Genomic DNA, 25,789 nt, shown 5'->3' with positions numbered 1-25,789 from the left:
TCCATGCGTCGCGTAGCGCGCTGAACCGTTCGGCGTTGTCGGAGACGTCTCCGATGTACCGCTCAGCGGTCCCTCCGGAGCCGTCCGACCACCGGAGATATGCGTAGACGCGCCGGCTGTCGCTGTAGCAGCGCAGTGCGACGCTTCCAAGCGCCGTGGTGCCGTCTTGGCGTCTGATCAGGCGGGCTTCATGGCCGCCGGCAGCCAAATCCTGCTCCGCCGCGCGTTCGCTGCTTGTCAGTCCCTTCGTGGGCCGGTACAGGGCGGGGTCGGGCTTGGTTGCCCGGACGCGTCGGCTCATGAGTCTTCCCGCAGGGCGATGATCACGCGGTCGGCTGCGGCATCTGGATCGGCGATGATGTCGCTCGCCCAAAGGCGCAGCACCCTCCATCCCCGTGCGGCCAGCTCTCGGTCGACGTCCTGATCTCGTCGGACGTTCCGCTCGATCTTGTCCACCCACCACTGGGTCCGGGTGGGGAACAAACCAGCCAGATCGTCCTTGCCTCGACGTCGCCACTCTGCGGGGTTGCCGTGCCAAAGGTCGCCGTCGACGAAGATGGCGATCTTCTTGCCGCGAACCACAAGGTCTGGGCGCCCCGGCACGTCCGCCGCGTGCAGGCGGTATCGGCCGCCGCGCGCATGCACGGCGCGGCGGAGGAGGAGCTCGGGCTTGGTGTCCTTCGCGCGAACCGCGCTCATGATGCGACTGGTCACGGCCGGATCGCGCGGCTGGACTACTTGCGTTTTGGTCTTGGTCATCGTTCCCGCAGAACCTTCGCGATCTCGCGACCCATCACTGCACCGAGACCGACGGGGACGGCATTCCCGAGTTGGCGCATTTGTTCGCCCCGCGGGCCCTCGAGCCGCCAATCGTCAGGGAACGTCATGATGCGCGCGACTTCGCGGACAGTCAGGTAGCGGATGCTCCCGTCATCACGCCGGAGAACCGACTCACCGCCAGGAACGCCGTGTACGCCTGCCTTGACGGTCTTGGCCGGCCTGTCGAGCACGTTGGCGGTGTGCCCGGGGTACTCACGAGCGCCTGGCCAGCCGATGTGGTGGATGTAGCCCGGCGTGTCCTGGCGCTCTACCGGTTCAGGCAGGTCGTGGATGGCGTCCCTCAGGGTCTTCCATGGCCGAAGACCGTCCTCGGGTGGAGTGACGCCGGGATGCTCTTTGATCGGCGCGTGCGGATACCGATCTGAGTACTCTCCGGACAGTTGGGCGCGCAGAAGAGCGCCGGCACTGTGAGTGGGGTTGGGGAAGCTCCACGAGATCCCTAGATCCTTGCGGAAACCGACCAGCACAACTCGCCATCGATTCTGCGGGACGCCGTAGTCGGCGGCGTTGACCAGCTTGAACGCGATGTCGTATCGCTCGGTCGGATCGCCGCCGCCACCGCGCAACGCCTTGACCAGACGGCGGTCATGATCGGCCCATGGTTCCCCGTCGACGCGCTGCTCGAATGGGGCAGCCAGTTCTCGGCGAATGTAGTCCCAATAGGGCTCGAAGGAGGGCCGGAGGAGGCCCCGCACGTTCTCGGCGAGGATGACCAGTGGTCGTGTTTCCCGGACACAACGGTTGAACTCAGGCCACAGGTTGCGTTCGTCGAGGTGACCCTTGTGGGCCCCGCCAAGGCTGAACGGCTGGCAAGGTACGCCGCCAGCGACGACATCGACGTCTCCGAGGAACGGCGTGAAGTCGACTTCCCCGATCCCTCCTTCGATGAGGGGCCACGGGTCGGCGAGCGTCGCGGGAGGTGTCTCGTCGGGCAGGTAGTCCACGGCGTTGTTGGCCCTGAGGGTCGCGCAGGCACGCTTGTTCAGCTCGTTGAGCAGAAGGTGGCGAAAGCCAGCCTCGTGCAGCGCCATCGCGAGCCCACCACCACCGGAAAAGAGCTCGATAGAAGTGCCAGAGTCGGCGTCGTCGGCTGCCTCCGGAGCGTCGTGGACCATACCGCGGGACGCTACCGCGGACCTCCGACATGAGGGGCGTGAACACGCGTCTTTAAGAGGGCATCGTGCGACCCGGACGGCACCCTAGCTGGTTGAACGAGGTTGACCCGTCGTATCACCCGTCATTGTCTTGGGGGAGCACCCAGACCCAACCTGAGAGGTCGTAAACCGCTCGGCCGTCAGCGGTGGTACCAACCTTTGGAAACTCGTCGACGTAGTCGTCGGCGTCGGACCGGGTGCAGACGAGCGTGTCGCCAACCTCGGTGACGTAGCCCCAAATGCCGTTGGGGTCGTTGGCCCGCCAGGCGTGGAGGAACTCGCCGAGCGCCTCTGCGGTCGCGAGGGGTCGCACCCACCCGTTCCAGCGCTCTTCCAAGACACCCTCAGCGTTCAGGGCCAACTCGTCGACCATGTTCTCCGGAGCGCTGTCTATGTAGACCTTCATCGCCTTCCTCGTCTTCGGGGTCGTCGAGCGCCGATAACTAACCTTATGTTAACTAGTGCCCAGAACCCCACTAGATAACCTGTAGGGACATGCTAGCATGTCGGCATGGCTCGATACCGTGAGATCGCCGAGGACCTCCGTCGCCGCATCGGCGCCGGCGAGTTCTCCCCCGGCCAGCAACTCCCCTCGATCGCGGCCCTGCAGGAGCACTACGACGTGCCCGGCTTGAACACGATCCGCCAGGCGCAGCAGCTGCTCGTCGAGGACGGCCTGGTCGAGACCCGCCAGGGCGTCGGCGCCTTCGTGTTGCGCAACGACCCGCAGCCGCGCGCCGTCGATGTAGCCGCCGAACTGCGCACCGCGCGGGCCGCGATCGACCGAGCCCTTGCTGCGCTCGGCAACAAGAGCTGAACAGTCATGCGCACAACTGTCGGAGGCGTCAGTCAAACTGGCCCTAGCCGTTTCACCCAGGAGATCCACGATGACGAAGCTGAACAGTGAAGCTCGACGCGTCCTCGCGGACGCGGGCATCACCGTGCGCGACTGGATCACCTACGGCGGCTGGCTCACCGACGTCACCGACGAGGCCGGCAATCGCGAGTGGATCCCGGAGACCGAGTGGCGCGGCGACGAGTGCGGCTGTACCGACGACCGGTGCATCGGCTACCACCACGACGAGCACGAGGAGTGCGGGTGCCTGCCCGCCCTCATCCAGGAGCGCACCAAGGCCCGCGAGGCCTACGACATCTGGCAGGACTACCGCGCCGCTGTCGAGGCCAACGACGGCCGTGGTGACCAGGACGCCTATGACGCCGCCTGGAGCCGGGCGGAGGCCTGGGTGCGTCGCCACTACCCGCGCGCGCTGAGTTTCTCTCTCGATGCAGTCGTGAAGGGCGAGCGCGGCATCTCGGCGACCTACCCGCCGTTGGCCGACGGGTCGATCCCGAACTACGTCGGAGCGACACCCGAAGGCGACGGCTACCGCCAGCAACTGTGGACCGAGGGCACCGACCCAACTGGCCATGTCAGCCCCGGGCGCGCCAAGACGATGTTTCGCCAGGGCGAGGACATCGACGATGCCGACTGAGGCGAACTACGTCGCTGGCCTCGCGCTGCGCTGGGCCCGGGTCGACCCGATGGAGCAGTGGATCAACGACGCACCCAAGGGCGGCACCACTCCCCTCGCCGAGACCATCGGGGAGTACTTGGGGGCACACAACCCCTTCCCTGACGGCGCGCAAGTCGAGGTTGTGCGCCGCGACGGCGAGGGCTGGGAGCCGGCCACGGTGATCGATCGGACTGCGGTCGATGAGTGGACCGTCGAGTTCCACGACGGGGAGCAGGTCTGGCGCGACCATCACGAGCTGCGCCCCTACTCCCCCGAGGCCGGCTGACGGGTGTCTGCTCGATCCTGGCGCGATCAGCGCGTCGACGACCTCCTGGCCGCCGTCTCCGAGCTCGGTATGACGATGTCGCGCGCGGCCGCCGGTGACCTGCTCGATGACCGGGTGGAGTACGTCGCCAACCAGATGCGCGTCACCCCAGCCACCGCGCGCAAGTACCTCACCGAGGAGACTCTGGCCGGCATGGCCCGCGAGATCGTCTTCGGCTTCGTCGAGGNCCGGGTTGTTGCGGGCCTGGGCGAGGTCCAGCGCATCCTCATGGTCGAGCGCGACGACCTCGAGCACACCCGCGACCGGGTGGCCCAGATCGCCCACTCACAGAGCCACCTCGGCCTCCTGCTCACCGACCAGGTGGCCACCATCGACTTCTACGACGAGCCCTCGGTTCAGATGCCACCCGCCCTCCTGCTGCGCGTGGCACGCTCTCTCGAGACCGCGGCCGACCTGGTGGAGGCTGGCCTTGTCGGCTACGAGGCGGATCCCGAGGAGAGCGCCGGCCTGCCGACGGCATTCCGCCGCGACGTCGATCTGCTGCGCACCATGGCCGAAACGGGGCAGAGGTCGTGAACGAGGCCAGGCCGCTCACCCTGTACGCCACGGTCCAGGAGGCCCCGCCCGATCACCGTGGCGGCTATGCCCTCGGCCGAGACGAGCTCGTCGTCGAGGAGAGCGACTACGACCAGGCCCTGGCGGCCGCTCAGCGGCTGGTGCCGGAGGGTTGGCGGATCATCGCCCTCAGGGTCGAGCGCGACTAGGCCTCCGGCGTCCAATCCGCGATGCCGGAATGCCGTACCGTCCTGATCGACCAGGCCGAGTGGGTCCGGCAATCATGGCCGGCACACCGACGAGGACAGCGAGGCCTTCCTGATGACTCGGCATCCGGAGCAGTTCGACCGCGGAAGCAACGGCCAGCCCTACGACCCTGACGAGCCGCTGCTGGTGCGCTGGGCCGACGTCGTGGCGGCCCGCAATGCCGCCCATGCCCTGCTGGTCGTCCTGAACGACGCTGATGTGGACCTGGAGTCGACGACCCGGGCGGTGGGCTGGCAGGTGCGCGACTGGCTCCCGACCGCTGTCGGTCAGGGTCCGCACGAGGAACTCGGATCACGCGAGGAAGCCGTCGCTTGGTTGGAGGATCTGGTCCAGCGTCTTTGGACTTGTCTGCCGTAAGAGCCGCTCCCCTGCCGAACACAGCGCCGCCCCGTGCCCAGGCCTCCCGCGCGGGGGCCGGCCTCGTCGCGCTGAGGTTTCAGCGATAGGCAGACACGTGTCGGTGGCGTGTGCGAGGCTTCGCCGCCTGAGAGCCCGCTGGCGACCCGAGACGCCCGCGGGCTCTCAGCCCATCCAAGTAGCGGCCGAGGGAGACCGTGCGACGGCCTGGGCGCGCTCGCACTCCCCCAACAACGTGCCTCCAGCGTGGACGGGTCAATTGCCTCGGCGGGCCGCCTTGCGAATCTGCGCGGAGACGTCGGCGACGACCTCACCCAGGGAGACCGGTGCGGAGTCATCCGCGAGTTGGTCGAGCAGTTCCTCGGTGGGCTCTCCGAGTTGTGGGGCGGCGTAGGCGTCCCACAACTCGGTGGCTCGGTCGAATCGTGCGTAGGCCTCGGAGTCGGTGCGCGCTGCCGCGTGCAGCCAGACGGAAGCGGTCGTTGTTACCAGGTGCGCGAGTCGGGTCGCCTCGTCGTCCGTGGCCCGAAGTACTTCACGTGCCGCCCGGCGTAGCTGGGCGGCCACATCGGCCGCTGCGGGCTCGTCGAGTGTCGGAGCGACGTACGCGTCCCACGCGCTGGTGGCCACGACCAGACGGCGGTAGGCCTCGGTGTCGGCCTTTGCGCGGCGCCAGGCGGATGCCGCCATCGCCACCTGCCGCTCGAGCAGGGCCGCCTCGTCGTCCATGGCCAGAAGTGTCGACGACCGGGCGCCGACACGGAAGACCACACGCGGCTCCCTTCCCCCACTCCCCCGGGTCCACGAAGTTCGCCATGGCTGTCCGATCCGGTGCGCGACCGGTTGCTTCTCCGCAGCAGAGCACACGTCTCACGAGGAGAAGAACCTTGATGAACCAGCCCCCGAACGACTCGCCCGGCCCCGCCGGACGTCCCCATTTCCACCCGGTCGCGCTGCGGGATCAGCTGACGCAAACCATGACGGCCGCGAAACAGCTCAGGTCAATCCTCGCCACGGTGGACGACCCTGGTCGCAGGCTCGGTGAGCACCGATGAACGAGCGTGAGGTGCTCGCGGCCGCCGACGCCGTCTTCGACGCGGAGCGAGCGCTGCGGCTGGCCGCGGACACCGTCGACGAGCTCGGCGACCTTGCCGCGTCGTCTCTGCGGGTCCTCGACGATGCCGCAACCGACGCCTTCTACGCGCACCAGGAGGAACGGCGGGACTTCTACCTGGAGTCCGCCGGCGACCACCTGGCGCGGCTGCGCAACAGGTCAGGTCTGATGAACGAGCTCGGCGAGGACCTCACCCGCCACCTCACCGCCGCCGGCAGCGCCATCGAGCGCGCTGGCGACGAGCTCGCGCGCGGCATCGACGGGGATGACCGTGACACGGACGTCCGGGCACTGCGCACCCAGATCGACATCCTGACCGAGGTCGTCACGCTGGCGCGGCCGGTCGCGGAACAGATCACCCGCCACGCCCAGCACGCCGCTGAGTCAGCGGCCGCGACCGATGCACTGATGCTCCTCGACTCGCGGGTCCACCACGCCGGGCAGGAGGTGACCCGGGCCGACGAGGGCGTGTCGATGATGCGCTCGGTGATCGAGAGCGCACAGTCGCGAGCGCGGACCTCAGCGGCGCTCGCCGGTTCCCTCAGCTACACGGCCACCCACACGAGCAGCCAGTCGTGGTCCAGCGGTCCTCCGCAACAGACCCACCAGTCCGACAAGCCGGCCGACCCCGGCATCGCCATCTGAAAGGAAAGGTGCACGCGCCATGGGTGATCGCACACCGATCGAAGTCATCGTCTACTCCTGCCCGCCGGAGAGAGTGAACGCGGTCCTCGAGGTCTTCGAGGAGTTCGGCCTGGGAGACAAGTCGGGCTTCCCGGCGACCCCCGTACCAGGCCCGAGCGACCAGCGGAGCCTCGAGTTGGGCCGGGGGTACACCCACAGCGACATCTCCGTGGGTTCCAGTGCGGAGATCGCAGCGGCCCTGCCCGCCGAAGCGGCCTGGAAGCTCTGGGAGGACCCGAAGTACGAGCACCTCGGGGAGGTGCACCTGAATCACCCCGACCTGGGCGTGTTCGTCGCGGACTGCGACGCGCAGGGTCGCCCGGTGTTCACCAGCGAGGAGCTCGACCGCCTCATCGAACGCACCGACGCAGACCGCGTTCAGCTCGGGCACCTGACGGGCCGCACCTGGGAGATCGCGCTCGAGCAGCTCGATGAGGCGAACAAGGGGATCGTGATCCCAAGCGACACTCCGCCCGCCTCAGCACCGCTGCAAGCCGTCGCGCTCAACCAGCTCGCTGCCGGACCGTCGCGGTGGATGCCCGCCGACGCGCCGGGTCAGGCTCGTTCGACGTCGGCCCCAGATCGGTAGCCGCCCGGCTGTCCGATCCGCCGGTTCGCCGGTTGCTTCTCCAGAAAACGTCCGCGCCAACTTGAACAGGTGGCCCTCGATGAACAACACGCTCACGATCCGATCGCATGACGAACTGATCGCCTACGTCCCGCACCTGCTGGGCTTCCAGCGAATCGAGTCGAGCATGGTGTGCCTCGCCATCGGCGGCGGACCGACCGCGCGCCTTGACCTTCCGGACTCCCCCGAGGCGATGAGGCAGTTCCTGGACCAGATGTCCGACGTCTACCTCCATCGGCACCCGACTCGCCGTGTCGCACTCATCGCGTTCGGCGAGGACGGCCGGGCCTGCATCGAGGCTCTCTCCGCCCTGGGCGAGACCTTGGTCGACAGCGACCGCGGTCCCAACGTCGGCCCCATGCTCTGGGTCAACGGCGAGGAGTGGTTCGACGTCCTCGATGGCACCAGCGGGACCGTCAACCCGGCGACCCGCGTCCGGATGGCCGCAGAGTTCGCCCTGATGGGCCAGGCCAGGCCAGTCGCCACACGGGAGGATCTCGCCGCCGCGATGCAGGGCGACCCCAGTGCGGTCGCCGAGCATCTGCCGGCTGCCGAGGCCCGCGTTCTGGACATGGACGCCGCTGCCCTCCATGCCGAGGTCGGGTGGCTGGGAACCCGGCTTGACCAGTTCCGGAGCGATCGGGAATACATCTCCGACGTCGACGCGGCCCGCGTCCTGGCCGTGATCCACGACAGCGGAGCCAGGAACGCGGCCGAGACGCGGATGACGCGTGAGAACGCACCGGTCTACTCGGAGTTCTGGCACGACCTCGTCCGTCGCGCGCCGGACGAGGTGCGTGATACTCCGGCGGCGATGCTGGCACTCAGCTCGTACCTAGAGGGCAAAGGCGCGCAGGCGTGGGTGGCGCTCGATCAGATCTCCGAGGCGCGTCCGCCGCTGGCCGACCTCGTGGCGACCGCCCTCGAGCAGGCGATCGACCCCCGGGAGTGGGAGCGTGCGCTGCAGCCGGAGGCCCCGGGCTCGCTGATGCAGCAGGCGGCCCTGCGCGACAGGACCCCGCCGGAGCGCCGCACCCACGACGACCACAACGCCCACGGCGTCGACGGCCCGGAGCCGTCGACCCCTGGCCGTTGAGAAGGAACGGAGACCAGACCGTGCAGAACACTCGCTCTCGACTGGAGAAGCGCCTCGCGCAGCTCCTCGCCACCACTGCCCCACTCGCTGCGCGACCTGCGCCGGGACAGCCCCGGATCGACCTCGTCTACCTCTCCGGAGCCGACCAGGACCGCCTGGACAGGTGTCTGGGCGAGTAGGCCCTCGGCGCACTTGTCAAGGATCCGACCCGGAACCTGTGGATAGCGACCGGTATCCACAGGCCGACGGCGCTGCGGTTGCGCTGTCGGTGGTTCGCGGCACACTCAGATGGAAGTGTCGGCGCGTTCGGGTCGTGCCGGCTGGTGGGGATTCATGAAGAATCCCGCCACGAGGGGACGTGAGGAACATGCGGACGTCGACCAAGTTGATCCGCCTGTGCGCCGTCGTGCCGGCTGGTCTCGCCGGCAGCTTCGTTGCGGTCATCGGCCTGGGCTTCCTGCCCGGCGAGGGCCTGGTGTTCGCGTTCCTAGGCACGCTGCTGGTCTCGCTCGTCTTGGCGTGCGGCTGGTTGGAGTCTCCTACTGCCCGGATCTTCGGGTTTGCGCGCGGCCTTCGTCCTGGGCAGCGCGCCGTCCTCGACCCGTCGCTGGCCCTCCTTGAGAAGCTCGATCTCGACCCCGGGCGGGTGCTGGTGCGGCTCGACGACGACGCGAGGTTGCCCGCAACGCCGATCGGGCGCCGTACGGTGATCGTGGAGCCGTGGCTGGTGCAGGGCCTGTACGGGCGTCGGCTAACGACCGAGGATGCCGCGACGGCGATCGGGCACGCGGTCGCGAGCCAGCGGGTCGGCCCGTCCCGGTTCGACCTGGCGGCGCGGCTGTGGGCGCTGCCCTGGACGCTGGTGTTCGTGGTTGTGCGGCAGATCGCGCGCATGTTCTCGTGGGTGCCTGCCGGCGGGTTCGCGTGGCATCTGCGGATCGTGGTCGGTGTCATCGCCGTCTTCCAGGGCTTCCAGCCGGGCGGCGATCCTGCGATCGGGGTCGCGGCCGGCGTGCTGGTGGCGATCAGCTACATCGCACCGGCTGCCGATCGGGCCTGGCGCTCGGTGGTACAGCGCGACGCCGACCGCATCGTCGCTCAGCGCGGGCTGGCTGGCTCGTTGATCCAGCTCGCGCAGTGGCAGCACGGCTCCGCCTCGCTGGAGCGAGTGCAGCGGATCCGTGCGGCTGCGGCCGAGCGCGTCCCGTCCACGCCGCCAGAGCGCGCCGAGGGACCGGCGGTCGATGCGGCGGCCGGCGCTCAGGTGCTGACCCTCCCCACCGCACGACGTTGAACCAGGGAGGAAGGCGACGACCATGGATGACTTGCACTTGGAGGCCGACCGGATCTTCGGGCCCTGCAACGACCCGGCGTGCCCAGGTTCCAGGCCGACGACCGACCGCACGGCACGCCTGGACCTCGACTGGCCCGGGCGGGGGCATCTTCGCCTGGTCCGGGACAGCGAGGATCGCGCCGTGGGAAGCGACGGCGACGAATAGCAGGCCACCACAGGCCCCTACTGCTGGTCGCGGATGTCCAGTGGCGGCAGGGAGTCGACGATCGTCCTGGTCTCCAGCGAGACGGTGACGACACGGGCCAGCAGGTCGCGGATGTAGCGCGGGTCGCCGACTTCGCGGGGACCAGGCGTTCGGGTCGACCGTTAGGCGATGACGTCGCTCAGTGGGCGCGATGGTGCGTGGTGGGCCGAGGGTCAGCGACGGGCGGGAGCGGCGGCATGTCTTCGCCGAGAACCCACGTCCAGACGTCCGTGCCGGTGTCGGTGGCGATCTGGGCGGCGGTGTCGCGGTCCTCCTCACTGGTGAGCACGAACGCCGCGGTAGGGGTCTCGGTGTCGGTGAACACCAGGGAGGCCATGGGCTTGTCGGGAGCGAGGTTGTAGCGCAGCGACTTGGTGAACCTGCGACGTGCGGCGAGCGCGGCGTCGAGGAGCAGCTTGTCGAGGAGCGACTCGTACGGCAACCAGTGCTCATCGGTCATGACCAGGGAGATTTCCTCGGCGGTGGCCAGGCCGGCGCGTCCCACGGAGAAGGTCGCGATCACCATCAGGTGGCCGTCGTCGTCGGCCTGCGACAGTTCGAGCTCGTCACCGAACCGCTTGTTGAGGCGGGCCAAGAGCTTGTCGTCGATCATGAGCGGCGCGTCGGGCAGGTGCCTGACGAGGAGCTTGTGCCCGAACCGGGCCGGCACGATCTCCTTGTATTCGCCGATCAGCATCATGAACTGCTGGCCGGCGCCGTGCTGCTGCATCGGCGCCCACGCGGAGAGCCGCCGCGCGGCGATCTCGGTCTTCTTCTCGACGTTGAACGGCTCGGGGATGTACAGCCTCGTGGCTAGCGGCTTGCCCTTGGCGAATTTCCCGCGGGCGGCCTGGCGCAGGTACCACGAGACGATGCGCCAGTTGCGTTTGCCGTCCATACCGGGCGTCCAGGTCGTCAGGTCGGCTTCTTGCCACAGGTAGTGCAGGACGGCGCGGAGGGTGAGGCGGTTGGGGTCGGCTGCGACGGAGTCGGCTACTCCCCCGCCCCCGGCACCGGCCGGGGCTGCTCGCTCAGCCTTGGACATGCGGAACCCCAGCTTGATGGCGGTCAGGCCGCTGTCGGCTTCTTCGGTGATCGCCGAGCCGAGGACCTGGCCGAGCCCGGAGAGCTCTTCGGGCGGCAGGTAGGAGGCGCAGCGGTACGCGTGTTCGAGGCCGGAGTCGGGCATGCGTTTGATGACGTACTTGTCGGGCCCGATCTTGGCGACGTACATGGCCACGCCGTCGGGGCGGCACAGGCACAGGGGCCGGACCCGGTCGGTGTGCGCGGCCGCGAGGAGCTGCTGGACGTCGCGGTTGTTGATGTGGGTGATCCGGCGGCCGTAGAGCTCGAAGGTCTGCCGGTCACCGTCGTGGTCGCTGCCGTGGTCTGCCCGGCCGCTTGGCGGGGCGCTGTGTGTCGTGGTCATGCCCGGAGAAGCAACAAACCGACGCGCCAATCGGACGCCTTGCGCCGGACCGGCCGGAACTTTCTCCACATTTTCTCGCCGAGGTGTCCGATCTGCGGCCCGAGTGGGTGCCTTTCGTGGTGAGGGCGGTGGTGAGCCGTGGCGTGGGTGCCGCGGCCGGCGTCCTCACCAACGGGTTGGAGGTGCCGGGCGTGGCGCGACGGCGTGCGAGTGTTGCTGACTCTGATCAGCTGGCGCTGTGGGATCTTGGTGAGGAACCTGGTGACCCCGCCGGTGAGGTCACCAGCGAGGGCGAGCACCACACGGGCAGCTCCCTGCAGGTCGTGACGGAGGAAGGGGCTCGGGATGAACCCGTACGGGACGCGGATGCGGGAGCACTACGCGAAGCATCGGCCCACGGAGTTGGCGGCGATCGCCGATCCGGAGAGCTTCTTCGAGGAACTGGGGCTGCAGATCGAGACGGAGATCGACACGTTGGCGGACCAGATCGCCGGCCCGTCGGACCCGTCGGAGGGCTACCTGGAGCGGGTTGGCCGGCTGACCGAGGCGAGGACGACGGCGGAGTCGGAGGTCCTGCGGCAGCACATGAGGCCGGGCCTGACGACTCCCCCGAACACGTAACAACCGCGGCAGACCCCGTGGTCGACGTACAGCCGCCGACTGCGACGGGCGCGCCGGCGGTGGAACCTGCCGGGCTGATTCCTTCCGGGGAGTCGCCGCGGTTCCGGCCGGGCTCGCAGCGGGACCTGGCACCGTCGACACCACGGGAGCGGCTGACCGCGAACGTGGCTGTGCTGGAACTGCTCGCCCAGCTCGACGAGGAGAACCGGCTCCCCTCGGCGCAGGAACAGGGTGTGTTGGCGCGCTGGTCGGGCTGGGGGTCGCTGCCGGAGGTCTTCGACGACACCGCCAACCACAACGAGGCCGCGGCGCGGGCTCGTGAGCTGCTGCAGGGCCGCGCCCGTGCCGCTGCGGCACGGACCACGCTGAACGCGCACTACACCGACGCCGCGCTGGTCAAGGCCGTGTGGTCGGCACTCGGCGGAGCCGGGTTCGACGAGGCCTCCGGCGGCCGTGTCCTGGAGCCCGGCTGTGGGTCGGGCACCTTCATCGGGTTCGCGCCCGACCATGCCCGAGACGTGGTCGGCGTCGAGCTGGACCCGACCACCGCCCGGGTCGCATCGCTGCTCTATCCGGCCGCGGACATCCGCGGCGAGTCGTTCGCCGAGACCCGGCTGCCCGAGGGAAAGCAGGACCTGGTGATCGGCAACGTTCCGTTCGCCGACGTCGTCCCGCACGACTCCACTCACAACCGGCTCGGGCTGAGCCTGCACAACTACTTCATCTACAAGAGCCTGCACCTGGTCCGCCCCGGTGGTGTGGTGGCGGTGCTGACCTCGCGATGGACGATGGACGCGGCGAACCCGGCCGCCCGGGACGCGTTCTCCGACATGGCGGACCTGGTCACCGCGTATCGACTGCCGAACCAGACCCACCACCAGGCGGCCGGCACTGACGTGATCACCGACCTGCTGGTCTTCCGGCGACGCCTCGAGGGCGAGGAGCCATTGGATCTCACGCCTGGGTGGCGGAATCTGGAGAGGTTGCCGTCGTTCCGGGCCGGGACCGGGCTCGAGGACGCCGACGTCAATCTCAACTCGCTGTTCGTGCAGCAGCCGGCCCGTGTGCTGGGACGCCTCACGTCCCGCTCGGGCCGGTTCGGGCCCGAAGTCGCCGTCAGCCCACCGTTGACCAGCGACGGCCAGAGCCTCGCCGAGCGGGTCGCGGCGGATCTGGAGCGCCAGCTGGGCTTCGACCTGTCCAACTACGCCGACGTACGGCCCCTGTTCACCCCTCCCCCGGCCCCGGCTCGGCCCACCAGCGCCCCGGCGACCACGTCGTCGACGCCGAACCCTGCTGCCGGTCCGTCGATGCCGGCTACGCCGGTTCCGCATCCTCGTCGCGGTGCTGGCGAGGAGGAGCCGCTGGTGCTGCCTGGGGCGGTGGTGCGGGCCGAGGGCCACATCAGCATGGGCGCGGACGGCGGCTGGCTGCTCGTGCGCGACGGCGTCCCTGAGCCGCTGGAGGTGCCGAAGTCGCAGGCGCACGAGCTGCGGATGCTCACCGGGCTGCGCGACACGGTCGTCACGCTGCTGGAGGCCGAGGCGACCACGCCCCTACCCGGTGACCTGCCGACGGCCGCCACCTTGCCCAAAGGGCCGAGCGCCGTGGGTGAGGAGCGGATGACGGCGCTGCGGGAGCGGCTGAACCGGCAGTACGACGCCTACGTCAAGCGGTACGGGCCGATCAACCGGGTCACCAGCCGCAACACCGGCCGGATCGACCCGAAGACCGGTGAACCGGTGCTCGCGCAGGTGCGGCCGCGGCAGGGAGGGTTCCGCGGCGACCCCCACTCCCCTGCCGTGTTCGCACTCGAGCACTACGACTCCGCGACCGGCACTGCCCGCAAGGCCGACATCTTCACCGAGCGGGTCGTCGCGCCACGGGTGTTGCGCACTCGCGCGGACTCCCCGGCCGATGCGGTGTCGCTGTGTCTGGACACCTACGGCGAGCTACGGACCATCGAGGTCGCCCGGCTGCTCGGCGTCGACCAGACGCAGGCGGAGACCGAGCTGGAGGCGTTCGCGTTTGTCGACCCCGACACCGTCAAGCGCACCGAGGACGGCTGGACGGCCGCCTGGGTGCCACGCGCGGACTTCCTTTCCGGGAACGTCCGTGCCCGGCTGACCCGGGTCGGAGAGGTCCTCGAGCAGCTCGTCGAGGGCGCTGCCGCGGCGGGCGATGAGTCGGCACAGCCGATGGTGCGCCGACTCCAGGCGGCCGAGACGGCGCTGACAGAGGTACTGCCCGAGGACTTGGGGCCGACCGAGATCGTCGCCCAGCTCGGCGTGCCGTGGGTGCCAGCCAAGACGGTGGAGCAGTTCCTGCGCGAGACGCTCGATGACCGCACCGTTGAGGTGGAGCATCCGGGCGGGTCGGTGTGGTCGGTGCGCGGAAACCGACACTCGGTGGCCGCCCGGAACACCTGGGGCACCGAACGGGCCAGCGCGATCGACATCGTCCAGGCGTGTCTGGAGCAGCGGCAGATCCGGGTCACCGACGAGACCCCGGACGGTCGTCGGATCCCGAACGAGACCGCCACCTTCGCCGCTCAGGAGAAGGCCGAGGAGCTGCAGGAGCGGTTCGCGACCTGGCTGTGGGAGGACCCCGACCGGTGTCAGCAACTGGTCCGCGCCTACAACGACAAGCTGAACGCGATCGTGCTGCGTTCCTACGACGTCGACGAGGACAAGCACTACCCGGGCATGGCCCGCGTCCACGAAGGACGCCAGCTGCGGCTGCGACCGCACCAGCACGCCGCAGTGGCACGGATGGTGGCCCAGCCCTCGGTGCTGCTGGCCCACGAGGTCGGAGCGGGAAAGACTCTCGCCGCGGTGACAGGTGTCTCGGAGCTGCGTCGGCTGGGCCTGGTCCGCAAGCCGGCGGTGGTGGTGCCCAACCACATGCTCGAGCAGTTCAGCCGGGAGTGGCTGCAGGCCTACCCGCAGGCCCGCATCCTCACCTGTGGCACCGAGGACCTGGTCAAGGACAAGCGACAGCTGTTCGTCGCCCGAGCCGCGACCGGCGAGTGGGACGCGGTCATCATGTCCCGCTCGGCGTTCGAGAAGATCCCGGTCTCCAAGGACACCGAGGAGGCCTACCTCGACGAGCAGTTGACGCAGCTGCGGATGTGGCTGGCCGCCTCGAAGTCCGAGCGCGGCCTGTCGGTGAAGCGGCTGGAGGGCACACTGGCGCGGGCCGAGGAGCGGCTGAAGAAGCTGCGCGACGTCGAGCGTGACCCCGCGATCACCTTCGAGGCCACCGGGATCGACTACCTGTGCGTGGATGAGGCGCACGGTTACAAGAACCTCCGGCTGGCCTCCAACATCCCCGGTGTCGCCGTGGACGGGTCGAACCGGGCCACAGACCTGGACTTGAAGATGTCCTACCTGCGCGGCCGCCACGGCCGGCGGGTGGCCACGTTCATGACCGCGACCCCGATCGCCAACAGCGTGGCCGAGGCGTACACGATGCTGCGCTACCTCGCCCCCGCTGACCTGGAGGCGGCCGGGATCAGCGACTTCGACACTTGGGCCGCCACCTTCGGCCAGGTCGTCACCGACCTCGAGCTCTCCCCGTCCGGGACTGGGTTCCGGATGAAGGCCCGGTTCGCGAAGTTCAACAACGTCCCCGAGCTGCTGCGGTTGTGGCACCAGGTCGCCGACGTCAAGACCGCCGACGACCTCAACCTGCCCACCCCCGACCTGAAGGGCGGAGCACCGGAAACGGTCGTGGTGCCGCCGAGCCAGGAGCTGGTCGACTTCATGGCCCTGCTCGCGCAGCGCGCCGACGCCGTTTCGTCGCGGGCGGTCGACCCGAGCGAGGACAACATGCTCAAGATCAGCGGCCACGGCCGCGCGGCCGCGCTCGACCTGCGGCTCGTCGACCACCAGCTCGACGGCCTGGCCGCGTTCTTGGACCGGGAGCCCTCGAAGGTCGACGCGGTTGCCGAACGCGTCGCCGGCATCTACCACGACCACGCCGACGTCGCCTTCGGCAACGACCCGGAGCCAGGCGCCCTGCAGCTGGTGTTCTGCGACCTGGGTACGCCGACCGGGGCAGGCTGGAACGCCTATGAGGAACTCAAGGCCCAGCTCGTCGCCCGTGGCGTACCGGCGCCGAAGGTGCGCTTCATGCACGAGGCCAACAACGACCGCGCGAAGGCGCGGCTGTTCGAGCAAGCCCGCACCGGCCACGTCGCGGTGCTCATCGGGTCGACCGAGAAGATGGGCGTCGGCACCAACGTGCAGCGCCGCGCGGTCGCGTTGCATCACGTCGACTGCCCGTGGCGACCCGCCGACCTGGCGCAGCGCGACGGCCGCATCATGCGGCAGGGCAACCTGAACGCGTCCGTCCGGGTGTACCGGTATGTCACCGAGTCGAGCTTCGACACCTACCTGTGGCAGACGGTGGAGCGGAAGGCGAAGTTCATCAACCAGCTGATGCGCGGCCGGCTGGATGTGCGCGAGATCGAGGACATCGGCGACTCTGCCCTCTCCTACGCCGAGGTCAAAGCCCTCGCATCGGGTGACCCACGGATCATGGAGCTGGCCAAGGCCGAGACGGACGCGACCAAGCTGGAGCGCCTGGAGCGCGCCTGGGCGGCAGCCCAGCGCAGCCTCGCCGCGACGATCCGGGAGGCCAAACCGCGGCTGGAGCGGCTGGCGACCGACCGCGAGCAGCTGATCGCGGCGATGCCGCTGCGCCGCGACACCGACGGGGATGCGTTCTCAATGAGGATCAACGGCGCGGCGTACGACAAGCGTGCCGATGCCGCCCCTGCGCTGCAGCGGGCCCTGCTAGCGGTGCAGCCGTACCAGCGCGACCCGCAACCGCTCGGCGACGTCGGCGGCCTACATCTGCAGGTGTCCGCCGACTCGTGGATGGGCCAGCCCCGGTACGTCGTCTCGCTCGTCGAGGTACCCCGGGTGCACCTGCTCGTCGAGGCCGGCGACGTGCGTCAACCGAACATCGGCCTAGTGACGCGGGTCGAGAACCTCCCCCGTCGCCTGGAGCGGGTGCTCGACGACGTTGAGATGGACACCACCAAGATCAACCGCGAGGCAGAGAAGGCCCACGCTGGCCTGGTCGATGTCTTCCCGCGTGCCGGCGAGCTGGCCGAGGTGCGCGCGAAGCGGGACCGGCTCTCGGCCGAGCTGGCCGCCGACAGCGCCGAGAAGGCCTCCGCGCCTAACGGATCCCAGCCCCACACGCCCACCACGTTGCCCGAGCCGGCTGGCCAGGCCGGGCGGCCCGCGATCGCGNGGTCGCGGTGAGCACGGCACAAGGTCCCGTTCCTGTTCACAGGCGGCCAGACGCGGTTGTTCTCCACCGGTTCGGGCGCGCCGGATGCGCCGTGCCGGGCCGACTCTGCTCCACTGGTCTGCGGGGTCGAACCTGCGGCCGACCTCTCTCGAAAGGACCACTCCCGATGACTAGTCCCGCCACGTATCGCACCAGTGAGGTGTACGACGCGACCCCGGACTTCGTCTATGCGGTCTCGCTGCTCGCCGCGCTCGAGGACGCGACCGGGCAGGAGGGGCACGCCATGGTGTTGCCGTTCCTGGGCATGGCCCGTGCCGAGCTCACTGACTTCGGGCAGCGGCGTCCGGCGCACTACGTTCCGGTGCAGATCGGCGACCTGCGGTCCGGTCTGGCCGACCTCGAGCAGCGCCTCACCGCGCTCCTGGCGGACTCGCAGGTGCTCCAGCACACCTTGCGCCTCGATTCAGCCCGTCGGCTGCTGCGCCGCGGCGTGGCCGCGGTCGCCTAACTGCGATGTCCGATCCGGCGAGTCGGCGGTTGCTTCTCCAGGCATGACGAACCCGCTGCCTCGCGATGCGACCTGGACCGACTACGTCAACGCCCACGGTGGACCCGAGGTATCAGGGTGGTGGGTCACCCTGCGCTGGTACGCCAACTCGGCACGCCCGCGCCCGGAGGTCGTCGGCCCCTAGCCCACTCACATGCAGGCCGTGGCTGCGATGCAGGACTCGCTGCTCGTCGACGGCCTCGCCGAGGACACCAACCGCAACGAGTGGCTCGACGACGTGTACGTGGACCCTGATCCTGCCTCGATCGCCCGCATGTGCGCCGACTACCGATCCCGGGTCACTCTGATCGACCCCGGCGACCCGAGCCATTTCGGAGGCCCCGACCCCGAACTCATGGTCACCGCTCGCAGCGGGAGGTTGCAGGCCGGCGCACTGCACATCCCCGGCTCGGACGAGAGCCGCCCGGCCACTCGAGAGGTCACGGAGCCGGCCGACCACTCCCCCAGTTCACCGAGCAGGTAGTCGCCCCTTCTCCACAATCATTTCCCGCCGCGGTGTCCGATCTGGCACCGCGGCGGTTGCTTCTCCGGGCATGGCAACGACTTGTCCTCACCAGCGACCGGCCGGTGAACCGCGATGACGGTCTCCACGTACGCCGAGCACGCCGAGCACGCCGCCCAGGCACTCAACGCCCTGATCCGTGACGACGTGATCCCGGCCGACGAGCACGCGGTCGACCAGCTGCTGCACTGTCGGGAGGCCGTGGTCGACGCGCTGCGTCAGCGGCTCTACGACGTCGGCCAGGACAGCTGGTACCCGCCGCCGGACCATCTGCCGGCCCGTACGCCGAAGCCGATGCTGGCCGGACTGGACGAGAAGCTCGCGAGCCTGGTGGACAACATCGCCTTCGCACTGCCCACGTTGACGCTCGACGAGCGCCGTCCCCACGCGGACTACCTCACCCCCGCATCGGAGGACCCGACGGTCGAGTCGTGGCGGACGGCGGCGATCGAGCTGTTGTCGGCCTCCCACGCACTGTCGGCGGCCGAGGAACAGCCGTGGCGCACCTATCCGGGCGCCGGCTGGTGGGTGATGCGCGACGTGGCGGTGGCCCTGGAGGCGGTCCTGGTGCTGGACTCCCGCCTCGACGAAGTCGGGCTGCTGGCAGAGCATCAGCGACCGGAGTTCGCGATGGGCCTGGACGAGAAGCGCATGGTGCTCTCCCAGACCGCACGGGTGGCGACCTGGCACGCCACGAGCGCCAGCCCCGAAGAAGCCACACCACGGCTGCGGCGAGCCGCCCCATCGAGCGTCGTTGAGCCGGTGTCGCTGGTCTCCACACCGGACGACCTCGCGGCCGCGCAGCAGCGGCTCGCCCGATTCCTGCGCCCGATGCACGCCTCCGACGCGTTCCACGCCGATGAGCCGGAGATCACCGCCGACTCAGCACGGCAGGTCACCGCCAGCCAGCTCTATCTATGCAGATTGTTCGCGGAGGCCGCCGGGCAGTCAGCCAAGACCAGCATGTTCGCGGCGTTCTTCACCGAGCGTGCCGAAGTACTGGAGTCGTTGCAGCCCCAGATCAGCCACCTCTCCGACGTCAAGGCCGACCAGGAGCCGAACATGCGGCGTTTCTGGCAGCAGAGCGAGCTCACCACCGCAGTGGCCCGGATGGAGGACCACGGGGTGCCGATCAGGCTGCAGCCCACGCAGATGGTCGAGCTGGCCAAGGCAACCCACGAGGCAACCCACAACCTGGGCAAGGCTCTACGCCGCGAACTGCTGCGAGGCAACAGCAACCTGATCGACGCCCACCCGCGCCACCGCGAGGGCCCGGTCCGGGTCGGACGCCGGTCGCAACTCGAGACCACGCTCACCGACCTGGTCAACTTGCCCGCCCCCAGCGAGCCAGTGGCCCGGTTCAGCAACCCGCTCCAGCGTGCGGCCCTCCAACAGACCTTGAACCTGACCCCCACCTCGTCGCCGAGAACCCCGACGCCGTTCCCCGCCGCGCGCAGCGCCACCTACGGAGCTCCGGCGTTCTGAGCACTCAACAGCTTGCCCCGGCCCCGTCAACGCGGTCAGCCATCCACGAAGGGCACCCACAATCCCCGCCCGTCTTCCGGGGAGGTGTACCTGCGGGGCTGGGGCACACACAACGACACCAGTAGTCGAGACCGAAGGAGGTCCCGATGACCGAGCAGGAGTCCCGGTTCACTGACCCCGACACCGCAGTCGACCACGTACGTCGCGTCGTCCGGGAGACTGCAACAGTGTCGGGTCACCGTGCGGCCGCGTTCGCGGTGATGGACCTGCGCCGGGAGTACCGGATCATGCCGTTGCAGCAGAAGGAGGCGCCTCCCGACCGGCTCGCGACTTGGCAGGCGGTGCGGATGGAGACTAGGTCGCTGGTGCCGATGGCAATGGGCGGCACGACGGACCGGGCGCTGTTCGACGAGCGGGTAGCGACGCCGGCGGGCCAGCCGCTCCCCCAACAGCCGGGCTGGGCGCCCGACCCGTCGCTGGCCCTGCAGGCGGCTGCGCTGCGCGCACCGGCGCACGCGCCACCGTCTCACCGGCCGGTCCGCTCGCCGGGTCCCGACATGGACAGGACTCCCCCGGCCTGACAGATGACACGCAATTTCACAACTACGACCACCCCCTCCCGCAACCACAAGTCCTTCCACTTCCCCCGGCGACTCACTCCCCCGATCACCCGTGTCGTTCAACATCTGATCGCAGGCTCATCGGCCCGTCTTGCAACTCGTGGGTGATGCCACGCACCACGGGCCTCATCAGACGCTCTAGAACCGGCCTCTGAGCGCCGAACAGACCCACGGCGGGCAAGACCACGCCTCACGAGGCCAACGGCTGAGAGCGCCCATCCCGCATTCAGCGTTACTGCTCAACGCTGCCGCATGGCCCCACCGCCTAGCGCTAATGCGGCCCACTGCCGCACACCACTACCGCGCCGCGTTGGTGCATGACACGACCGCGCCGCGTCGGTGGGATGCGGTGCCGCCGCCAACCCGCGTGCTCACCATCGCGAAGCGGTCATGCGGCGCGGTGGTTCGTCGCGATGCTGGGCCGCGTTGCCGTGTGCAGTCGTGCGGGGCGGTCCTGCGTAGGCGTAGTGCGTGGCGCTGCCGCTGCGCGGGGCCGTGTGGCCATAGCGCGGTGCGGTGGTGGCCGCACTACCGCACCGCGCTACCGCGTGTCGCTACTGCTCTGCGGTGGTGCGCCGGGGGATGATCGGTCTCGTTCCTGGTCCCTGGAGTTCGCACAGAGAGGGCTCTTCCCCCAATGGCCTTGACCCAAGATGTGCTCAGCAGAGTCATCGCGTTCGCTAACGGCAAGGGTGGCGTCGGCAAGACGTCGACGTCGGCCAACTTCGCCGGCCTGAGTGCGGCGGCGGGCTGGCGCACCCTGTTCATCGAGTTCGACGCTCAGGGCGATGCCGGCGACGATCTGGGCTACAAGCACAGCCCGGACAACGACCGCGGCGCCCACATGCTCGGTGTCCTCGACGATCACCAGCCTCTGAAGCCGGTGCTGCGCGAGGTCCGTCCGAATCTCGACGTCATTCCGATGGGCCGCGACGCGCTGAAGGACATCGAGGATGTTCTGTGGGGCAAGGAGCGGCGAGGCACCGAGTATCGGCTGATGTTGGCCGAGGCGCTGGCGCCGTTGGCGCGTGAGTACGACCTGATCGTGATCGACACGCCTCCGACCCGGCCGATCGTCCTGCAGCTGGTCCTTGGTGCTACGAGGTGGGTCGTGGTCCCCACGAAGAGCGACCGGTCCAGCATCGGCAACCTGGCGGAACTGGCCGCCGAGCTCACCGAGGTGCGCCAGGCAAACCCACACGTCGAGGTGCTCGGGGTGGTTCCTTTCGACTTCGACACCAGCGGCGCCCGCATTCGCCGCAACGCCGTCGAGGACATCAACGCGGTTCTTGATGGAGCTTCGAGCTTGTTCCTGGACCACGACGGCGAGGTCATCACGATTCGTCATTCCAGCGCGGCGGTCGACGCACGCAACGCCGGCAAGTTGGTACACGAGCTCGCGGAGATCGCGAAGGAGGAAGAAGCCGGCGAACCGTGGTGGAAGGCTCTTCGGGAGGGCCGCCGGCCGGAGCGCATCCCGGGCAGCGTCGGCGGTCTCGCCGATGACCACCTGCTGCTGACCAACGCGATCTTGACTCGGATCGACAAGCTCGAGTCGGCGAACCGCGAGGAGGTCAGCGCATGACCACCCGTCGCGAACCCATGTCCCCGATCGCAGGCTTGAAGAAGCCCACAGACCTTCCTTCTCCGAGCGCCCGGCCGCGGACCTTGGCGCCGGTACCTGCGCCGAGCCCGGACCCGGTCGAGGAGCAGCCGGTCGACCTCGCCGCGAGCCCGTCCCGGGCGAAGGAGGCCTCTGGGGACACGGCGAAGGCGGAGCCGTCGTCCAAGTCGGCCGGTCGGCCGCGGAAGTCGCGCACCGAGAAGGCGACCGCGACGGCACGCAGTGCGAGCGCGGACACGATGCGGCCGGTGTCGGTGTCGGTGCCACTGACCATGGCGGAGGCGTGGCGGGACCGGGCGAAGCGGGACCGCACCTCGCAGGTCGACGTGCTGCTCGACGCGCTCGTGGCCCATCAGGACAAGTTGGCGGATCTGGTGGCGGCGCGGAGCGAGAAGCCGACGGTGAGCGACGGCCTGTTCGACCGGACCCCGGGGACGAAGGGTGAGCGGTTCGTCGGTGTCTCGCTGCGGATCAAGGCGGGCAACCTCGAGGTGATCGATCAGCTGGCCGACAAGCATGGGGCCGACTCGCGGTCGCAACTGGTGGCCGCGGCCCTGTCGGCGTACCTCAGCTGAACACTGGAGGGGGAGGGCACGGGTGAGCGCACGAGTCGACGAGGTGACGACGCGGTCCAGCCATGCGCCGCGACCGTTGGGCAAGCCGTGTTGCTCCTGCGGGTCGACCAGCACCTGGGTCGAGTGGCGACGCGAGGTTGACGGCTCCCGGCCGGGTGGAGCGGGGGAGTGGCCGTACGCCGTATGCCAGACCTGCGGTCACGCCGCCAAGGGACGGCTCACGCAGTCTCGGCTGCCGGCGCAGCCTGCGGCGGCAGCACCGTCGGCGGAGACGGCGCCATCGGCTGACGCGGATGTCGACGACCAGGTGGTCGCCGGCGACGGTCGGCGGGGGAGGCCGCAGCGCCCGAAGGCAAGTGACGAGCGTGTCGCCGAGCTGCTGCAAGCCGCCGGATATAACCGGGCGATCACTCCGGAGGTCCTCGAGGCGCATCGCTGGTTCGCCACGCATGCCGGGAAGCCGGGGCTGCCACGGTGGAAGGCCGCGGTGGCGCTGCTGAACGGCGCGCAAGGCCGCAGCGAAGTGCCGCACGTGCGGGAGATCTATGGCGAGGAGAAGCGCCGTCGCGAGGCGAAGCGGGCACGCGCGGCCGCGATGCGCAAGCAGGCGGGTGCGCTCGCTGACGACCACGCGGAGGCGGCTCGGGAGCACGTAGCGCGGGTGTGGGCCGAGACGGGAGCGGGGCCGACCTGGCGCGAGTTGGCCTCGGCGCTCGGCGTACAAGGGCCACTTGCGTCGGCGATGATCGACATGCTGCACCGCCGCGGTGTGCTCGCGTCGACGAAGGAGCCCCGCTCTCTGGCGGTGACCCCGGACTGGACGCCGACGCCATCGTGACTGGCCGGTGTGTCGACGCATCGGTGCGTATAGGTCCGGGCGGGTGATGCACACCCTGAGTCGGCGATCTGCTGCGTTCGTCCACCGTGGTGGTGGACGAACGGGGTGGGATCGAGGGTCGGTCGGTGCCGGAAGGCAGGATGACCCCACCATGAACGCACGTGACATCGAGGTCGACGGGTCTACCAGGGGTTCGACTTGTGCAGCAGCATGCTGGGGCCTCTCGACGACGAAGTGTCGGTGCCTGCGGGCAGATTGTTGCCCCGGCGAGGCAAGAGTCGTCGTCGGCGACCGGGGTGAGTCATGAGCGAGTTGGTGCCGGGCGATGACATCCCAGAGGACGAGCAGGCGCTGCTGGGGTACCTCGTCCACATCGTCGAGGAAGGGCGCCGGGTCGCGGCCGTCCAGGTCAACGCCACGTTGACCGTGACCTACTGGTTGGTCGGACGGGCCATCTCAGTCAACATCCTGCGCGACGGCCGCGCTGAGTACGGACGGGCGATTCTTGCCTCAGTGGGGCAAGAATTGGGCGAGCGGTTCGGTTCTGGTTTCGACCCGTCGAACCTCAGCCGCATGGTGATGTTCGCCCGTCTCTTCCCTGACTATGAGAAGGTCACCGCTCTCGCGCGTCAACTGAGCTGGACCCACGTCAAGGCACTCCTGGCGATCAAGTCCGACCAGGCACGGGCGTTCTACGCCGAGGAGGCTGCGGCCAAGCACCTCAGCGTCCGCGAGCTTCGAGCGGCGATCAGCCGCAAGGCCTACGAGCGCCGTGAGATTGCGAACTCCCAGATCCCCGAGGGGTCGGCGGTGCCGCGTGACACGTTCCGCGACCCACTGATACTCGACACCCTCGGCCTTAGGGACACCTACCTGGAGAAGGACCTGGAGGCCGCAATCCTGCGCGATCTGCAGGCCTTCTTGCTCGAGGTCGGTCGTGGCTTCGCCTTCGTTGCCAGCCAGAAGCGGATGGTCATCGACGGCGACGACTTCTACCTCGACCTACTGTTCTTCAGCCGGCCCTTGAGGCGCCTGGTCGCCGTCGAGCTCAAGATCGGGAAGTTCGATGCTCGGTTCGAGGGTCAGATGAAGCTGTATCTGAAGTGGCTCGACCGGCACGAGCGGCAGGAGGACGAGGACGCACCGATCGGGTTGATCTTGTGCACAGAGGCCAGCCGCGAGCAGGTCGAGCTCCTGGAGATGCACAAGGACGGGATCGTGGTGGCCGAGTACTGGACGGCTCTACCGCCCAAACACGAGTTGGAGCAGCGGCTCCAGGCCATGCTGCGCGACGCACGTGAGCGGCTCGCCCGCCGGGAGCTGCCCTCCGGCGAGTGAGTGGAGAGGTTGTGCACAAACGCGTTGCACAAACCTGACGTCTGGTTGACCCGTCCACGATGGTGGACCGGGCTCGGCCTAGCCCGCGGCCTGGCGTTCGATGTCGTCGAGAAGGTTGCCCTGCCGCTCTAGGAAAGCTGCATCGCGTACGGCGGCTCCCTCGGGCAGGAGTGCTGCCTGCTCGACGTCGGGGGTGACGGGCCGCTCGTCGAGCGGGGTTGCGAGTCTCTGGACCGTGAGTCCGTACCGGAGCCGGTGTCGGTCCCATGCGGCCACGGAGGCGCCTCGTTCGGCGGGGGAGAGGTCCTGGAAGCGTTTCTTGCGGTCGAGGCTGCGCGCGACGTACTCGTCGGCCGGGAGGCTGCGTAGCCACATCTGGTAGTTCTCGAGCTCGTCGCGGCCGGCGCGGATGCGGCGCTCGGCGAGCTCAGCCTTCCGTTGTGCCTGCTGGGTCAGGGACATCTGGTCGAATTCGAGACGCTTCGCCGCGGCGCGTTCGGCTCTGGCGGCGGGGGAGAGGTTGTCCCACCACGCCTTCTCCCGGGCCCTGGCGACCTTGATCGCTCGTGCCCGGCCCGCGGTCCAGCTCGACGTCGTTCCAGAGCGGTAAGCGGCTCGCTCGGCTTCGATCACCTCCAGTTGGCGAGCGTGCGCTGCGGCCGCGTCCTGTTCGACCTGGAGCGACCTCGGACGGGTGGCTGCCTGCCAACATCCGTGCTCGTTGACCCGGGCCATTCCGGCCTTGCTGAGCGCGACCAGTGCGGCCTTCGCGGTGGCCCGTTGGGACTTCGACGGCTCATCCGCAAGGTTCTCCACCAGTCCTGCCTTCACTGCCAGGTCAGACAGCTCGAGGGGGCCCCCGGTGGTCAGCAGAGTGCGCCACAGGCTGTG

Annotated in this window: 26 protein-coding genes and 2 pseudogenes; 21 read left to right on the top strand and 7 right to left on the bottom strand. The window is 69.1% G+C overall.

From position 1 onward, the window contains the following. Positions 1-297 precede the first annotated feature (297 nt). The 3 genes from ASH02_RS02180 to ASH02_RS02170 form a co-directional block, all read right to left on the bottom strand. Entirely contained in the window at positions 298-759 is a 462-nt protein-coding gene (locus ASH02_RS02180; RefSeq protein ID WP_057294190.1) for a very short patch repair endonuclease, read from the bottom strand. Continuing rightward, on the bottom strand, positions 756-1,955 hold the full coding sequence (locus ASH02_RS02175) for a DNA cytosine methyltransferase (protein ID WP_057294189.1): 1,200 nt from the start codon (positions 1,953-1,955) through the stop codon (positions 756-758). The genes ASH02_RS02180 and ASH02_RS02175 overlap by 4 nt, the downstream gene beginning before the upstream one ends. A gap of 115 nt (positions 1,956-2,070) precedes the next feature. Further along, entirely contained in the window at positions 2,071-2,400 is a 330-nt protein-coding gene (locus tag ASH02_RS02170) for a hypothetical protein (RefSeq protein WP_057294188.1), read from the bottom strand. Positions 2,401-2,505: 105 nt separating this feature from the next. Here ASH02_RS02170 and ASH02_RS02165 point away from each other — a divergent pair, with 105 nt between their 5' ends. From ASH02_RS02165 to ASH02_RS02140, 5 genes are all read left to right on the top strand, one after another. Beyond that, positions 2,506-2,811: a GntR family transcriptional regulator gene (locus ASH02_RS02165; protein WP_057294187.1), complete on the top strand. Its 306-nt coding sequence runs from the start codon at positions 2,506-2,508 to the stop codon at positions 2,809-2,811. A 70-nt stretch (positions 2,812-2,881) separates the two neighbouring features. Next, complete coding sequence (locus tag ASH02_RS02160; RefSeq protein WP_057294186.1) at positions 2,882-3,487, top strand: hypothetical protein; 606 nt, start codon at positions 2,882-2,884, stop codon at positions 3,485-3,487. Beyond that, the gene (locus tag ASH02_RS02155) at positions 3,477-3,794 is read left to right on the top strand and encodes a tudor domain-containing protein (RefSeq protein WP_057294185.1); all 318 of its coding nucleotides are present in this window, start codon (positions 3,477-3,479) and stop codon (positions 3,792-3,794) included. The genes ASH02_RS02160 and ASH02_RS02155 overlap by 11 nt, the downstream gene beginning before the upstream one ends. A gap of 572 nt (positions 3,795-4,366) precedes the next feature. Next, positions 4,367-4,558 (top strand): hypothetical protein, encoded by a 192-nt coding sequence (locus ASH02_RS02145; protein WP_057294183.1) that lies wholly within the window; start codon positions 4,367-4,369, stop codon positions 4,556-4,558. Between the two features lie 112 nt (positions 4,559-4,670). Then, the gene (locus ASH02_RS02140; protein ID WP_057294182.1) at positions 4,671-4,973 is read left to right on the top strand and encodes a hypothetical protein; all 303 of its coding nucleotides are present in this window, start codon (positions 4,671-4,673) and stop codon (positions 4,971-4,973) included. Between the two features lie 255 nt (positions 4,974-5,228). On the opposite strand, the gene ASH02_RS02135 is transcribed toward ASH02_RS02140, so the two are convergent. Beyond that, the gene (locus ASH02_RS02135; RefSeq protein ID WP_057294181.1) at positions 5,229-5,702 is read right to left on the bottom strand and encodes a hypothetical protein; all 474 of its coding nucleotides are present in this window, start codon (positions 5,700-5,702) and stop codon (positions 5,229-5,231) included. Between the two features lie 322 nt (positions 5,703-6,024). Here ASH02_RS02135 and ASH02_RS02130 point away from each other — a divergent pair, with 322 nt between their 5' ends. The 5 genes from ASH02_RS02130 (at position 6,025) to ASH02_RS02115 (ending at position 9,789) form a co-directional block, all read left to right on the top strand. After that, positions 6,025-6,732 (top strand): hypothetical protein, encoded by a 708-nt coding sequence (locus ASH02_RS02130; RefSeq protein ID WP_057294180.1) that lies wholly within the window; start codon positions 6,025-6,027, stop codon positions 6,730-6,732. A gap of 19 nt (positions 6,733-6,751) precedes the next feature. After that, positions 6,752-7,360 (top strand): hypothetical protein, encoded by a 609-nt coding sequence (locus tag ASH02_RS02125; protein ID WP_057294179.1) that lies wholly within the window; start codon positions 6,752-6,754, stop codon positions 7,358-7,360. A 79-nt stretch (positions 7,361-7,439) separates the two neighbouring features. Then, the gene (locus ASH02_RS02120; RefSeq protein WP_057294178.1) at positions 7,440-8,495 is read left to right on the top strand and encodes a DUF4192 domain-containing protein; all 1,056 of its coding nucleotides are present in this window, start codon (positions 7,440-7,442) and stop codon (positions 8,493-8,495) included. A 20-nt stretch (positions 8,496-8,515) separates the two neighbouring features. Continuing rightward, complete coding sequence (locus ASH02_RS25885; RefSeq protein WP_156409683.1) at positions 8,516-8,674, top strand: hypothetical protein; 159 nt, start codon at positions 8,516-8,518, stop codon at positions 8,672-8,674. A 188-nt stretch (positions 8,675-8,862) separates the two neighbouring features. Then, positions 8,863-9,789, top strand: a complete 927-nt coding sequence (locus ASH02_RS02115) for a hypothetical protein (RefSeq protein WP_057294177.1) — start codon at positions 8,863-8,865, stop codon at positions 9,787-9,789. A gap of 383 nt (positions 9,790-10,172) precedes the next feature. On the opposite strand, the gene ASH02_RS02105 is transcribed toward ASH02_RS02115, so the two are convergent. Then, complete coding sequence (locus tag ASH02_RS02105; RefSeq protein WP_057294176.1) at positions 10,173-11,462, bottom strand: DUF1173 domain-containing protein; 1,290 nt, start codon at positions 11,460-11,462, stop codon at positions 10,173-10,175. A 345-nt stretch (positions 11,463-11,807) separates the two neighbouring features. Here ASH02_RS02105 and ASH02_RS26580 point away from each other — a divergent pair, with 345 nt between their 5' ends. The 8 genes and pseudogenes from ASH02_RS26580 (at position 11,808) to ASH02_RS02075 (ending at position 22,108) form a co-directional block, all read left to right on the top strand. Then, positions 11,808-12,083: a hypothetical protein gene (locus ASH02_RS26580; protein WP_200959050.1), complete on the top strand. Its 276-nt coding sequence runs from the start codon at positions 11,808-11,810 to the stop codon at positions 12,081-12,083. Between the two features lie 788 nt (positions 12,084-12,871). Next, positions 12,872-17,347 (top strand): annotated as a pseudogene (locus tag ASH02_RS27350) (SNF2-related protein); the annotation flags it as partial. Positions 17,348-17,514: 167 nt separating this feature from the next. After that, positions 17,515-17,856 (top strand): hypothetical protein, encoded by a 342-nt coding sequence (locus ASH02_RS02095; RefSeq protein ID WP_056689197.1) that lies wholly within the window; start codon positions 17,515-17,517, stop codon positions 17,854-17,856. A gap of 43 nt (positions 17,857-17,899) precedes the next feature. Further along, positions 17,900-18,040, top strand: a complete 141-nt coding sequence (locus ASH02_RS26575; protein ID WP_200959046.1) for a hypothetical protein — start codon at positions 17,900-17,902, stop codon at positions 18,038-18,040. A 9-nt stretch (positions 18,041-18,049) separates the two neighbouring features. Beyond that, a complete protein-coding gene (locus ASH02_RS02090; RefSeq protein ID WP_200959044.1) occupies positions 18,050-18,379 on the top strand; it encodes a hypothetical protein in 330 nt (109 codons plus the stop codon). A gap of 114 nt (positions 18,380-18,493) precedes the next feature. Beyond that, positions 18,494-19,903, top strand: a complete 1,410-nt coding sequence (locus ASH02_RS02085) for a hypothetical protein (protein ID WP_057294175.1) — start codon at positions 18,494-18,496, stop codon at positions 19,901-19,903. A 146-nt stretch (positions 19,904-20,049) separates the two neighbouring features. Further along, positions 20,050-20,484, top strand: a complete 435-nt coding sequence (locus ASH02_RS02080; protein WP_057294174.1) for a hypothetical protein — start codon at positions 20,050-20,052, stop codon at positions 20,482-20,484. 676 nt (positions 20,485-21,160) lie between these two features. After that, positions 21,161-22,108, top strand: coding sequence for a ParA family protein (locus tag ASH02_RS02075; protein WP_057294173.1), 948 nt, complete (start codon positions 21,161-21,163; stop codon positions 22,106-22,108). On the opposite strand, the gene ASH02_RS26865 is transcribed toward ASH02_RS02075, so the two are convergent. Further along, on the bottom strand, positions 22,098-22,421 hold the full coding sequence (locus ASH02_RS26865) for a hypothetical protein (protein ID WP_235538940.1): 324 nt from the start codon (positions 22,419-22,421) through the stop codon (positions 22,098-22,100). The genes ASH02_RS02075 and ASH02_RS26865 overlap by 11 nt on opposite strands. Here ASH02_RS26865 and ASH02_RS26860 point away from each other — a divergent pair. The 3 genes from ASH02_RS26860 (at position 22,420) to ASH02_RS02060 (ending at position 24,898) form a co-directional block, all read left to right on the top strand. Then, on the top strand, positions 22,420-22,722 hold the full coding sequence (locus tag ASH02_RS26860; RefSeq protein WP_235538939.1) for a hypothetical protein: 303 nt from the start codon (positions 22,420-22,422) through the stop codon (positions 22,720-22,722). The two genes, ASH02_RS26865 and ASH02_RS26860, sit on opposite strands and share 2 nt — an antisense overlap. Before the next feature lie 22 nt (positions 22,723-22,744). Next, complete coding sequence (locus ASH02_RS02065) at positions 22,745-23,560, top strand: hypothetical protein (RefSeq protein ID WP_057294172.1); 816 nt, start codon at positions 22,745-22,747, stop codon at positions 23,558-23,560. A gap of 303 nt (positions 23,561-23,863) precedes the next feature. Then, a complete protein-coding gene (locus tag ASH02_RS02060; RefSeq protein WP_057294171.1) occupies positions 23,864-24,898 on the top strand; it encodes a PDDEXK nuclease domain-containing protein in 1,035 nt (344 codons plus the stop codon). A gap of 78 nt (positions 24,899-24,976) precedes the next feature. On the opposite strand, the pseudogene ASH02_RS02055 reads toward ASH02_RS02060, so the two are convergent. After that, positions 24,977-25,789: pseudogene (locus ASH02_RS02055) on the bottom strand (hypothetical protein); the annotation flags it as partial.

The sequence above is a fragment of the Nocardioides sp. Soil796 genome (genome assembly GCF_001429525.1).
Classification (GTDB): Bacteria; Actinomycetota; Actinomycetes; order Propionibacteriales; family Nocardioidaceae; genus Nocardioides.
The sequence above is the reverse complement of the archived record's forward strand: the minus strand, read 5'-3'. Positions and strand labels throughout refer to the sequence as shown.

Coding starts and splice junctions, on each gene's coding strand:
- ASH02_RS02180 (WP_057294190.1), bottom strand. CDS start 759: ATGACCAAGACCAAAACGCAAGTAGTCCAGCCGCGCGATCCGGCCGTG.
- ASH02_RS02175 (WP_057294189.1), bottom strand. CDS start 1,955: ATGGTCCACGACGCTCCGGAGGCAGCCGACGACGCCGACTCTGGCACT.
- ASH02_RS02170 (WP_057294188.1), bottom strand. CDS start 2,400: ATGAAGGTCTACATAGACAGCGCTCCGGAGAACATGGTCGACGAGTTG.
- ASH02_RS02165 (WP_057294187.1), top strand. CDS start 2,506: ATGGCTCGATACCGTGAGATCGCCGAGGACCTCCGTCGCCGCATCGGC.
- ASH02_RS02160 (WP_057294186.1), top strand. CDS start 2,882: ATGACGAAGCTGAACAGTGAAGCTCGACGCGTCCTCGCGGACGCGGGC.
- ASH02_RS02155 (WP_057294185.1), top strand. CDS start 3,477: ATGCCGACTGAGGCGAACTACGTCGCTGGCCTCGCGCTGCGCTGGGCC.
- ASH02_RS02140 (WP_057294182.1), top strand. CDS start 4,671: ATGACTCGGCATCCGGAGCAGTTCGACCGCGGAAGCAACGGCCAGCCC.
- ASH02_RS02135 (WP_057294181.1), bottom strand. CDS start 5,702: ATGGACGACGAGGCGGCCCTGCTCGAGCGGCAGGTGGCGATGGCGGCA.
- ASH02_RS02130 (WP_057294180.1), top strand. CDS start 6,025: ATGAACGAGCGTGAGGTGCTCGCGGCCGCCGACGCCGTCTTCGACGCG.
- ASH02_RS02125 (WP_057294179.1), top strand. CDS start 6,752: ATGGGTGATCGCACACCGATCGAAGTCATCGTCTACTCCTGCCCGCCG.
- ASH02_RS02120 (WP_057294178.1), top strand. CDS start 7,440: ATGAACAACACGCTCACGATCCGATCGCATGACGAACTGATCGCCTAC.
- ASH02_RS02115 (WP_057294177.1), top strand. CDS start 8,863: ATGCGGACGTCGACCAAGTTGATCCGCCTGTGCGCCGTCGTGCCGGCT.
- ASH02_RS02105 (WP_057294176.1), bottom strand. CDS start 11,462: ATGACCACGACACACAGCGCCCCGCCAAGCGGCCGGGCAGACCACGGC.
- ASH02_RS26580 (WP_200959050.1), top strand. CDS start 11,808: ATGAACCCGTACGGGACGCGGATGCGGGAGCACTACGCGAAGCATCGG.
- ASH02_RS02095 (WP_056689197.1), top strand. CDS start 17,515: ATGACTAGTCCCGCCACGTATCGCACCAGTGAGGTGTACGACGCGACC.
- ASH02_RS26575 (WP_200959046.1), top strand. CDS start 17,900: ATGACGAACCCGCTGCCTCGCGATGCGACCTGGACCGACTACGTCAAC.
- ASH02_RS02090 (WP_200959044.1), top strand. CDS start 18,050: ATGCAGGCCGTGGCTGCGATGCAGGACTCGCTGCTCGTCGACGGCCTC.
- ASH02_RS02085 (WP_057294175.1), top strand. CDS start 18,494: ATGACGGTCTCCACGTACGCCGAGCACGCCGAGCACGCCGCCCAGGCA.
- ASH02_RS02080 (WP_057294174.1), top strand. CDS start 20,050: ATGACCGAGCAGGAGTCCCGGTTCACTGACCCCGACACCGCAGTCGAC.
- ASH02_RS02075 (WP_057294173.1), top strand. CDS start 21,161: ATGGCCTTGACCCAAGATGTGCTCAGCAGAGTCATCGCGTTCGCTAAC.
- ASH02_RS26860 (WP_235538939.1), top strand. CDS start 22,420: ATGGCGGAGGCGTGGCGGGACCGGGCGAAGCGGGACCGCACCTCGCAG.
- ASH02_RS26865 (WP_235538940.1), bottom strand. CDS start 22,421: ATGGTCAGTGGCACCGACACCGACACCGGCCGCATCGTGTCCGCGCTC.
- ASH02_RS02060 (WP_057294171.1), top strand. CDS start 23,864: ATGAGCGAGTTGGTGCCGGGCGATGACATCCCAGAGGACGAGCAGGCG.